Origin of the sequence: Paucilactobacillus nenjiangensis (genome assembly GCF_005405445.1) — a bacterium.
Lineage (GTDB): Bacteria > Bacillota > Bacilli > Lactobacillales > Lactobacillaceae > Paucilactobacillus > Paucilactobacillus nenjiangensis.
Window position 1 is genome coordinate 37,096 of sequence record NZ_BJEB01000009.1, and the last position, 10,575, is coordinate 47,670.

The 10,575-nt window shown below is 39.8% G+C and carries 10 protein-coding genes and 1 pseudogene; 1 reads left to right on the forward strand and 10 read right to left on the reverse strand.

Annotated features, from left to right (window positions below; translation table 11 throughout):
- Nucleotides 1–37: 37 nt before the first annotated feature.
- The 10 genes and pseudogenes from purN to FFM59_RS02475 all read right to left on the reverse strand — a co-directional run.
- Nucleotides 38–616: a phosphoribosylglycinamide formyltransferase gene (purN, locus tag FFM59_RS02430; protein ID WP_137601477.1), complete on the reverse strand. Its 579-nt coding sequence runs from the start codon at nt 614–616 to the stop codon at nt 38–40.
- Nucleotides 609–1,649 (reverse strand): phosphoribosylformylglycinamidine cyclo-ligase, encoded by a 1,041-nt coding sequence (gene purM / locus FFM59_RS02435; RefSeq protein WP_137601478.1) that lies wholly within the window; start codon nt 1,647–1,649, stop codon nt 609–611. The genes purN and purM overlap by 8 nt, the downstream gene beginning before the upstream one ends.
- Nucleotides 1,642–3,120: an amidophosphoribosyltransferase gene (gene purF, locus FFM59_RS02440; protein ID WP_137601479.1), complete on the reverse strand. Its 1,479-nt coding sequence runs from the start codon at nt 3,118–3,120 to the stop codon at nt 1,642–1,644. Before purF ends, purM begins: the two co-directional genes overlap by 8 nt.
- The gene (purL, locus tag FFM59_RS02445) at nt 3,105–5,300 is read right to left on the reverse strand and encodes a phosphoribosylformylglycinamidine synthase subunit PurL (RefSeq protein ID WP_137601480.1); all 2,196 of its coding nucleotides are present in this window, start codon (nt 5,298–5,300) and stop codon (nt 3,105–3,107) included. Before purL ends, purF begins: the two co-directional genes overlap by 16 nt.
- Nucleotides 5,301–5,334: 34 nt before the next feature.
- Nucleotides 5,335–6,009, reverse strand: coding sequence for a phosphoribosylformylglycinamidine synthase subunit PurQ (gene purQ / locus FFM59_RS02450; RefSeq protein WP_137601481.1), 675 nt, complete (start codon nt 6,007–6,009; stop codon nt 5,335–5,337).
- A gap of 4 nt (nt 6,010–6,013) precedes the next feature.
- Nucleotides 6,014–6,274: a phosphoribosylformylglycinamidine synthase subunit PurS gene (gene purS, locus FFM59_RS02455; RefSeq protein ID WP_137601482.1), complete on the reverse strand. Its 261-nt coding sequence runs from the start codon at nt 6,272–6,274 to the stop codon at nt 6,014–6,016.
- Entirely contained in the window at nt 6,267–6,995 is a 729-nt protein-coding gene (purC, locus tag FFM59_RS02460; RefSeq protein WP_137601483.1) for a phosphoribosylaminoimidazolesuccinocarboxamide synthase, read from the reverse strand. The genes purS and purC overlap by 8 nt, the downstream gene beginning before the upstream one ends.
- A gap of 2 nt (nt 6,996–6,997) precedes the next feature.
- Entirely contained in the window at nt 6,998–8,134 is a 1,137-nt protein-coding gene (gene purK / locus FFM59_RS02465) for a 5-(carboxyamino)imidazole ribonucleotide synthase (protein WP_137601484.1), read from the reverse strand.
- Entirely contained in the window at nt 8,115–8,600 is a 486-nt protein-coding gene (gene purE, locus FFM59_RS02470; RefSeq protein ID WP_137601487.1) for a 5-(carboxyamino)imidazole ribonucleotide mutase, read from the reverse strand. The genes purK and purE overlap by 20 nt, the downstream gene beginning before the upstream one ends.
- 191 nt (nt 8,601–8,791) lie before the next feature.
- Nucleotides 8,792–9,148 (reverse strand): annotated as a pseudogene (locus tag FFM59_RS02475) (Rid family detoxifying hydrolase); the annotation flags it as partial.
- Between the two features lie 492 nt (nt 9,149–9,640).
- Here FFM59_RS02475 and FFM59_RS02480 point away from each other — a divergent pair.
- A partial coding sequence (locus tag FFM59_RS02480; RefSeq protein ID WP_137601486.1) for an ISL3 family transposase occupies nt 9,641–10,575 on the forward strand: 935 nt, incomplete at its 3' end.

The window sequence follows — 10,575 nt, forward strand, 5'->3', positions numbered from 1 at the left end:
TATGCTCAGCCGCTGTGCGAAATGCCTCACACTCCACTTACCGATTGAAATCACGCTCTATTACTTTGCATAAACTGTCAAAATATAAAACATGTTCAACGTCATGAATACGATTGGCTAAAGTGTCAATATCATCTGATGGCAAGATTTCGACGGCTTGTTGTGCGATGATGGGGCCGCTATCAACGCCGGAATCGACGTAATGAACCGTAACACCTGTAGAACTAACTCCGGCAGCAAACGCATCTTCAATCCCATGACGGCCTGGAAATTTTGGTAACATCGCAGGATGGATGTTAATAATTTTTCCCGGATAAGCTGTCAGTAAGACATCCGAAACAATTTTCATATAGCCAGCTAAGACAAGTAAATCAACTTTTAATGATGTTAAATATTGTGCAATTGCTGTTTCATAATCGTGCTTATTCTCAAACTCTTTCATTTCGTGTGCCCACACAGGAATATTAGCGTCTTTAGCGCGTTGTACGACTAATGCATCGGGATGATCACAAACCAAACAAACCACATTAATATTCAATTCACTAGATTGAATTTTGTCTAATAATGCAGAAAAATTTGTGCCTGTTCCTGATGCGAAAATTGCGATATTAATCATCTTTTTCTCCCAACAATTTTACTTGTTGATCTCCAGTTAATGGTGTCACTTGACCAATTTGGTAATGGACTTCATCACCCAAAGCCAATTCAACCTCTGCAAGTTGTTCTGGATGAATTGCTAAGACCATCCCTAACCCCATATTAAAGGTTTCGTATCGGTCCTCAACCGATAAATCACCTTTTTGGACTAAGACATCAAAGATTGGTTGATTTAACCAAGTACTGATATCAATTTCAGCTTGTAAATCTGCTGGCAACATCCGTGGTACATTTTCCAACAAACCTCCGCCAGTAATATGTGCTGCACCAGCGACTAGCTTCTTTTGTAACAATGGTTTCATTGCTTCCACATACAGTTTGGTTGGCTTTAATAATTCATCAATCAATGTTGCATCTAATTCATCCAAATGATCATCAAATTGAAAATCATTATCGTCAAACAAAATTTTGCGGACTAACGAAAAACCGTTACTATGTAATCCGCTTGAAGGTAAACCAATTAAAATATCACCAGCTGTAACATTAGCCGGATTTAGCAACTGACTTTTGGGAGCCAAGCCAACTGCAAAACCAGCTAAATCAAAGTGTCCAGGTTGATATACCCCGGGCATTTCAGCTGTTTCTCCACCTAACAACACAATGCCGTTTTCTTGGCAGACAGTTAAAATTCGATTCAAAATAATGTCAATCTGTTCGGGTTTGACTTCGGCTAACGCCATATAGTCGAGGAAAAATAAAGGTAATGCTCCTTGTGCCAACAAATCATTGACGCACATGGCAATTAAATCTTGCCCAATCGTATCAACTTTATTCGCCGCGGAGGCTAATAACACTTTAGTCCCCACGCCATCACTTCCAGCTACTAAAACAGGTGAATCGAGTTGACTCTCATCCATTTCATACAGGCCTGCGAAACCTCCCAATTGTCCGAGGACATGAGAATCTTGTTGCGACATTTTTTTCTTCAAATTTTGAACTACTTCATCCCCGGCAGCAATGTTCACTCCGGCCCGTTCATATGCGTTAGGCATTTGTATTGACCTCCTGATTTAAAGTTGCGGTAAGTACATGATCATTTGCCGTTTTTGGATTTTCAAAAGTGGCTTCATAATCATAGAGGGGCGTTGGATATTCGCCATCAAAGTAAGAAACACATAAGCCTTCATTCGGTGCATCTTGATTTAAACCAATTGATTTGATTAATCCTTCAAGACTCAAGAAACTTAATGAATCGGCACCAATTTGTTCGCGCATTTCTTCAACCGTATAATTAGCAGCCATCAATTCACGCGTATGTTCAATGTCAATTCCGTAAAAACATGGGTATTTTAACGGTGGTGAGGCAATTAGCAAGTGGACGCTTTTGGCCCCAGCATCACGTAACATTTTAACGATATAAGTACTGGTAGTACCGCGCACGATTGAATCATCAACTAACGCGACTTTTTTACCTTCGACCACTGCACGAATGGCAGACAATTTCATTTTGACGCCTTGTTCACGTAAAGCTTGCGTAGGTTGGATAAAAGTTCTCGTACTATATTGGTTTTTCATCAATCCCATTTCGTCCGGAATGCCTAACTCCAATGCCACACCAGATGCGGCTGATAAGGAAGAATTAGGAACGCCGACCACAATATCAGCATCAATGTTGTTTTCTCGAGCCACTTGGCGCCCCATACGTTGACGAGCTAAATGTACATTAACCCCATAGATATCTGAATCAGGACGCGCAAAATAAATATATTCCATTGAGCAGATTGCTAACTGGGTATTTTCAGTATATTTGCTCACGCGATAACCTTCGTCATCAATGGTAATTAATTCACCAGGTTGGACGTCACGCACAAATTTGGCTCCGACAACGTCTAAAGCACAGGTCTCACTTGCTACAATCCAAGAACCATTTTCGAGTTGACCAATGACTAGTGGACGGAATCCATTTGGATCAAGTGCAGCATACAAGGCATGGTCAGTCAAAATCAAATAGGCAAAGCCACCTTCAATTTGGCGTAAGCTGGCACTTAAACGATCTTCAAATTTTGCTTGTGGTTGACGTTGAATCAAATGCATCAATACTTCAGTATCCGAGTTAGATTGGAAGATTGCGCCGTTTTCTTCAAGTTGACGACGTAAACTGACCGCATTAGTCAGATTACCATTGTGGGCCAACGAAACGTCGTAGTCAGTGTAATGAAAGTTTAAGGGTTGAATATTTTCAATCCCGTGGCTGCCAGCCGTTCCATAACGCACATGGCCAATGGCGGCAGTGCCAATTAATTCATCAATTGTCTCTTGTCGATCAAAAACGTCGGCTAATAAACCCATTCCCTTATGGCCAACAAGTTTCCCGTCATCATTACGTACCACAATCCCAGCACCTTCTTGACCGCGATGTTGTAAACTATGGAGTCCAAAATAAGTGCGTTGCGCGGCTTGATTGTCGCCCCAAACACCGAACACACCACATTCTTCGTTTAAGCCTTTTACTTCATTTGCCAAGCGAGTGCCTCCTTCCATGCCTTCTTCGCAGTTTTAACATCAAGATTCATATCAAAATCATTAGTCGTAATGGTTAATTGGTCGCCACCAGTTTGACCAATGGCTTGTGCGCCAGTTAACTCTTCAAAGGCGGCTTGGTGAGTAGCGGGAACTGAAACAACAAAGCGTGATTGTGTCTCAGAAAAGAGCCAGCTGGCTGGCATATCAACGTTAAGTTGAGCGCCAATTTCATTATCAAAAGTACTTTCTGCAACTGCCACGGCCAATCCACCTTCAGAAATGTCATGAACACTATTGACCAATCCGGTGCGGATAGCTTGTTGGACTAATTGTTGATTAGCAGCTTCGGTGGCTAAATCGAAATCGAATAATTGACCCTCGATTTGACCAGTTTGCATTTTTTGAATTTCAGTACCATTGAAGTCGGCTTTGGTTTCACCAACGACATAAAGTAAATCACCGGAATTCTTAAAACTCTGGGTGGTTACGTAATCGAGTGATTCAATCAAGCCAACCATTCCAACCATTGGAGTTGGATAAATGGCTTCACCATTGAATTCGTTATATAAGGAAACATTTCCTGAAATAACGGGTGTTTCAAATTGGCGACATGCTTCTGACATTCCTTTAGTAGCTTGTTCCAGTTCATAGTACACTTCTGGATCTTCAGGACTACCGAAGTTCAAACAATCAGTAATTCCTAGTGGTACGCCTCCAGAAGCGACAATGTTACGAGCAGCTTCGGCAACCGCAATTTGACCGCCTTGATGAGGATCCAAGAATAAGTAACGTGGATTGGCATCCGTGGTCATCGCTAAGGCTTTGTTAGTCCCGCGTACGCGAATCACAGCTGCGTCAGAACCAGGTAAGACAATCGTATTGGTTTGGACTTGTGAATCGTAACGACGATAAACACTTTCTTTACTAGCAATAGCTGGTTGTTGTAAGACTGACATCAATGTGTCAGCTAACTTGGAAGCATCAGGTTCAAAGCCTGCACTCGGCTGATCTAAACGAGCGGGACGAGCACTAGGTTTACGATAAACGGGCGCTTCATCAACTAACGCCTTCACGTCAACATCTGCAACTACTTCACCATGTTGATGTAAGATATATTGTTGGTCATCACGAACAGTGCCAATTTCGACTGCTTCAGTTTCATATTGGTTAAACAAGTCAATCACTTCAGCTGCATACCCTTTTTTAATACATAACAACATCCGTTCCTGCGATTCAGACAACATCAATTCATAAGGAATCATGCCATCTTCACGTTGAGGAACTAAATCAAGATTCAAATCCATTCCAAAACCAGCTTTCGCACCCATTTCAGCAGAAGATGAAACTAATCCAGCGGCACCCATGTCTTGAATTCCAACTAAAATATCTGCGTGATTTTCAATTAAATCCAAACAAGCTTCCATCACCATTTTTTCTGCAAATGGATCACCAACTTGAACGGCAGACCGTTGTGATTCTTGTTCATCGTTAAATTCAGCAGACGCGAAAATTGCCCCTTGAATACCATCACGTCCAGTTTTGGCACCCACGTAGAAAATTAAATTTCCGGCACCAGCAGCGGCACCTTTTTGTTGTTGAACTGAATCTAAAAGTCCAACACACATTCCGTTCATCAAAGGATTGCCTTGATAAACGTCTTCAAAAGTCATTTCGCCACCAACAGTTGGAATACCAATACAATTACCATAATCGCCAATGCCAGCAACGGTTTGATCAATTAAATACTTGGTATGCGCGTCATCTAGTGAGCCAAAATGAAGGCTATCTAACATAGCAATGGGACGAGCACCCATGGAGAAAATATCGCGAATGATTCCACCAACCCCTGTTGCCGCACCTTGATAAGGTTCTACTGCAGTTGGATGATTATGACTTTCAGCTTTGAAAACAACGGCCTGGCCATCACCAATATCAATAATACCGGCTCCTTCTCCAGGTCCTTGCAGAATATTTTTACCAGTGGTTGGAAATTGCTTCAAAAGTGGCTTTGAATTTTTATATGCACAGTGTTCGCTCCACATTGCCGCGAACAAACCAGTTTCAGTAAAGTTTGGTAAGCGACCTAATAGTTCTTGAACTTTATCAAATTCGGCTTCGCTTAAACCCCATTGTTCATACAATTTTTGCGCTTCAATTTCGCGTGGTTGCAACTCAATCATCGGTTATTCTCCCCTTGGTATTTACCGTGTGTTTTTATTTTTGTAATTGTTGGTTTTCAACAAAGCTTTGAAATAAACGTAATCCGTCCGTTCCGCCTAAAATATCTTCACTCGCACGTTCAGGATGGGGCATCATCCCCATCACATTGCCTTGCTCATTGACAATTCCAGCAATATCATCAATACTGCCATTTGGGTTTTCAGAATACGTCAACACAATTTGATGGTTATCTTTCAGTTGTTGAAGGGTTGATTCATCACAGTAATAATTGCCATCACCATGAGCTACTGGTATCATCACTTTTTCACCTTGTTCAAATTGGTTCGAAAAGGCGGTTTGATTATTTTGAACGAACAGTTCTTGTTGCTGACAAACAAATTCAAGATGTTGATTCTTACGTAAACCTCCGGGCAATAAACGAGCTTCCGTCAAAATTTGGAAACCATTGCAAATTCCTAAAACAGGTTTTCCTTCACCGGCAAACCGTTTGACGTCCGTCATAATTGGGGCAAAACGAGCAATTGCACCACTTCGTAAGTAATCACCATATGAGAAGCCACCCGGTACTAAAACCGCAGCAACATCTTCTGGTAATTCAGTTTCACGATAATCGACAAAGATTGGTTCGACATGTAATTGATCACGTAAAACATAGAACATGTCCCAATCACAATTCGAGCCTGGAAAACGAATCACAGCATATTTCATTTGATTAGCCCTCCACGGTTGTCAGTTCTTCAATTTCGTAAGTGTAACTTTCCATGTTGGTATTGGTTAATAGTTCCGTACACATTTCTTCAACTTGTTCATCGATATTTTTGCCAGTTTTTTTAATCATTAATTCGAAATACTTACCTTGAGTCACTGATTCGACATTTGTAAAATCGAGACGATGTAAGGCGGTTTTGACTGCTTCACCTTGGGGATCCAGAATTGATGCTTTATAGGTTACATACACTTTGACACTATACATTTGCAGCCTCCTTGCTTTCTACCAACCGACGTAACACTTCTGAATAAACATCTACCAAATCACCTGTATCTTTACGGAAAACATCCTTATCAAACGATGCTAAGGTGTCCTGATCGACTAAGCGACAATTATCTGGGGAAATTTCATCAGCTAACACAATTTCGCCATCATTGGTTTTACCAAATTCAAGTTTAAAATCAACTAACTTCAAGCCGGCTTGCGCATAGCGAGTTGATAAAACTTGATTTACTTTTAAAGCATAATCAGTAATGAAATTTAATTCTTCATCAGTCACAATTTCTAGGGCTAAGATTTGGCTCTCATTGATAAATGGGTCATCGAGGGCATCTGATTTATAGAAGGTTTCCACAACTGGTGGATTCAGTGGCTTGAGGTAATCAATTTGAAATTTACGTTGAAAGCTACCAGAAGCTGCATTACGAATCACAACTTCTAGAGGAATCATCTTCATAGTTTTGACCAACTGTTCATTACTTGAAACTTGCTTAATGAAATGGGTTTTAATCCCATTGTCCATCAAATTTTCAAATAAAATTGTATCAATTTGGTTATTCAGACTCCCTTTACCTTCAATGTGATCTTTTCGCTTACCGTTTAAGGCAGTGGCTTGATCTAAATATTCGACCCAAACGACGCCATCTTCATCAGTTTCGTAAAAGCGTTTTGCTTTTCCCTCTTTAATCACTGCAAGTTTTTGCATTGTTATGCCTCCCAGATATTTTCTGATTTTAAATTTTTGAGTGTTGCTTCTAAATCATTATTCAAAATGGTAATGTGGCCCATCTTCCGGTTAATTTTTGGCTCGGCCTTGCCGTATCCGTGATAATGCCAGTTAGGTCGCGTCGGTAACAAGTCCCTTGTTGATTCCTGCTGGCGACCTAGAATATTGACCATCACCGCTGCTTGATACATAAAAATCTGTGGTATCGCCAAACCACAGATACTACGAATGTGGGCTTCAAATTGAGACACGTTACAAGCTTCGATTGAATAGTGTCCCGAATTATGTGGTCGTGGCGCTAACTCATTAACCAACAACTCGCCATTGGCTAACATGAAAAATTCAATGCCAAGCACGCCTCGTAATTCAAATGCTTGAGCAATCTGTGTCGCAATATTATCCGCCATTTGTTTGGTGGCTTCGCTCACACGTGCGGGCACGATGCTTTCCATCAAGATGTGATGTCGATGAATATTTTCAGAAACTGGAAAAACCTGAATTTCACCCTGACTACTGCGAGTCACCATGACTGACAATTCTTTCACAAAATCTTGTTTCTTTTCTAAGATGCATTCGCCGTGGCTTAACAAATCATCTGCCACTTCAATGTCAATTTGATCATTGATATCGAGCTGGCCGTGACCATCATAGCCACCACTCGCCGTTTTTAAAATGCTACCAAACCCGAGTGCTGCGACTGCCCCTTCAAGTTGATCTAAAGATTCGATTGCTTTAAATGGTGTCACCGGAATTCCGTGTTCTTTTAAGAAGTTTTTTTCATTAATTCGGTTACTAGTGATTTCAAGGATTTTGGTTCCTTGAGGTAATTGCGTATATTGTGCTGCTTCATTTAATGTTTGGACGTCGACATTTTCAAACTCATAAGTTAAGACATCGCTTTGTTTGGCCAATTTAATTAACGCATCATGGTCATCGTATTCAGCCACAATTTGAAAATCGCTGACTTGCCCGGCTGGACTATCAGGAGTCGGATCCAAAATGCCCACCTTATAACCCATTTGTTTGGCGGCAAATGACATCATTTGTCCAAGTTGGCCGCCACCTACAATTCCAATGGTTTGTCCTGGCAATACGACCTTATTTGAGTTGGTCTGCACTTTTGATGGCCTCCTCGGTTTGTTTCTGGCGAAAATCTAGTAAGTTTTGAGTGATTTGTTCATCATTGATTGCTAAGATTTCTGCTGCTAATAAAGCAGCGTTTTTTGCGCCGGCTTTCCCAATGGCTGTCGTAGCTACTGGTACTCCGCTTGGCATTTGGACGATTGAAAGTAGTGAGTCCATTCCCTTTAATGCGTGGCTTTCAATTGGAACACCAATCACTGGTAGAATGGTATTGGCGGCTAGCATCCCTGGTAAATGTGCTGCTCCACCAGCACCAGCGATAATAACTGAAAAGCCATCTTGTTTGGCATTTTGTGAAAACGTCTGTAGTTCTTGTGGCATTCGATGTGCAGAAATGATTTTTGGTTCAAAGTCTAATCCGAGTTGTTCAAGTAACTGGGTTGTTAATTGCATTGTGGGCCAATCAGAAATTGATCCCATCACAACGGCGATTTTGTTCATCATGTTCTCCCTACTATTCAAATTTCACTCTTAGTGTAACAACGAACTGTCAGATAGTCAACGCGTTTTGCATACATTTATATTACAATATCATTTAATGTTCGTGTTTAAATGGTTTTACCTAACTAATTTTGTAATTTACGATAAAAAAACACCAAAATCATAATATTTACGATTTTGGTATTTTCATGTTATTTACTAACAACATATTCAATTTCAATTAATGCACCCGCTGGTAGTTTAGAAACTTCTACCGTTGAGCGAGCTGGTAAAATTAGATTGTTTGAGAAGAAATCTGCATAGAGCTCATTTACCTTATCAAATTGATTAACATCATCGAGAAAAATCACAGTTTTAACAATGTCATTGCGTGTGAAGCCAGCGTGCGCTACCACTGCCGCGATATTATCAAAGACTTGCTTGGTTTGGCTCTCGATATCTAATCCAACCAATTTACCGGTCTCTGGATCAATTCCAACTTGACCGGATCCATATAAGGTGTTGCCAACTTTAATCGCCTGTGAATATGGGCCTAAAGCTGCTGGAGCATTTTTGTTTCAATTACTTCTGTCATGAAAATCTCCTTCTAATCAAATTAACAATATTTTACCATTGATTTTTAACAATACCTAGGCTTGTTTAGAATCCCTCTAAGTAAAATTCAGTGACAAAGAGGTGTTCAATCACTTCTTTGGCATTATATTCCGTAATAACCCCTTTAGCAAGGTTATCTTTCACGATGGCAATAATCTTTTCACGAGATTCCGTAATTTTATCTTCATCAACGGTAACGTGAATAATATGCGCATTGTCATTCTAAACTACTTCTACGGCCCCAGCAAAATCAATGCCGAGTCCATTGAGCCAATCTTCAATTGTTTTTTGGTTTAATTCCATGACACAAGTTCCTCCCGGTTATTTAGGGTCTACACTATCTGATATTGGTGAAAACTAATATCAGATTTTTTTGCGTACAAAAGGACATGACATCCTATGGTAAGATTTAAGCGCCTAAACAAAAATCGAAAGAAGGTATTGTCATGCCCCAATCTAACTCTATACTAAGTCTCTGTGAATTAACAGATGAAAATATTAATGCAATTAATGTTGAAGATAAAAAAATAGTAAAAAATGGTATCGTCAAGCGCATCAAAATTATCAATGCTGTACTCACGTACAGCCGTACGACGTGTCCTAAATGCCGAACTGAAACTCTAATTAAAAATGGATATACTATGCACCATATTCGTTTGGCGACTATTTCTGGTCCTGAAACATACATGTATTTAAAGAAACAACGGTATCAATGTAAAACGTGCCATTTAACATGTGGTGTGCACACTCCAATTGTTAAACCAAATCATAGTTTAGCTACTAATATCAAAGCAAAAATTGTAGAACAAGCCCGCCTTTCGCATTCTGTTATTTCTATCGCAAAAGTTTTAAATATTTCGCCCAGTTCGGCAGAACGGTTATTGTACAGCAACAATCAAGAGCCATACAGGGTTAAAAATTTAGGCACTCATATGAATTGGGATGAATTTAGATCTGTTAATAAAGGTTTTTCATTTATATGCATTGATGCCGAAGGGCATTCAATTATTAAAGTTCTAGATACAAGATTATCCAAAGATATTTGTGACTATTTTGAAAATAGATACAAATTATCAGAACGTCAAGCAGTAAAAACGATTGTTATGGACTTAAATCCGTCTTATCAATCTTTTGTACATCGACTTTTTCCAAATGCACAAATTGTTGTAGATAGATTTCACATTGTACAACTGGTAAATCGCGCTTTTGACAACGTTAGAACTTCTGTTTTAAAAGGCATTCAAGATAAGAAATCTAGACCATATAAAGCACTTAAAACTAACTGGCGTTTGTTTCATCTTGCTCAAGATAAAATTGATGATACCAACACAAAATATATTTGTGGAATCAATGAATACATGACTCAACAAAATTTAATTGA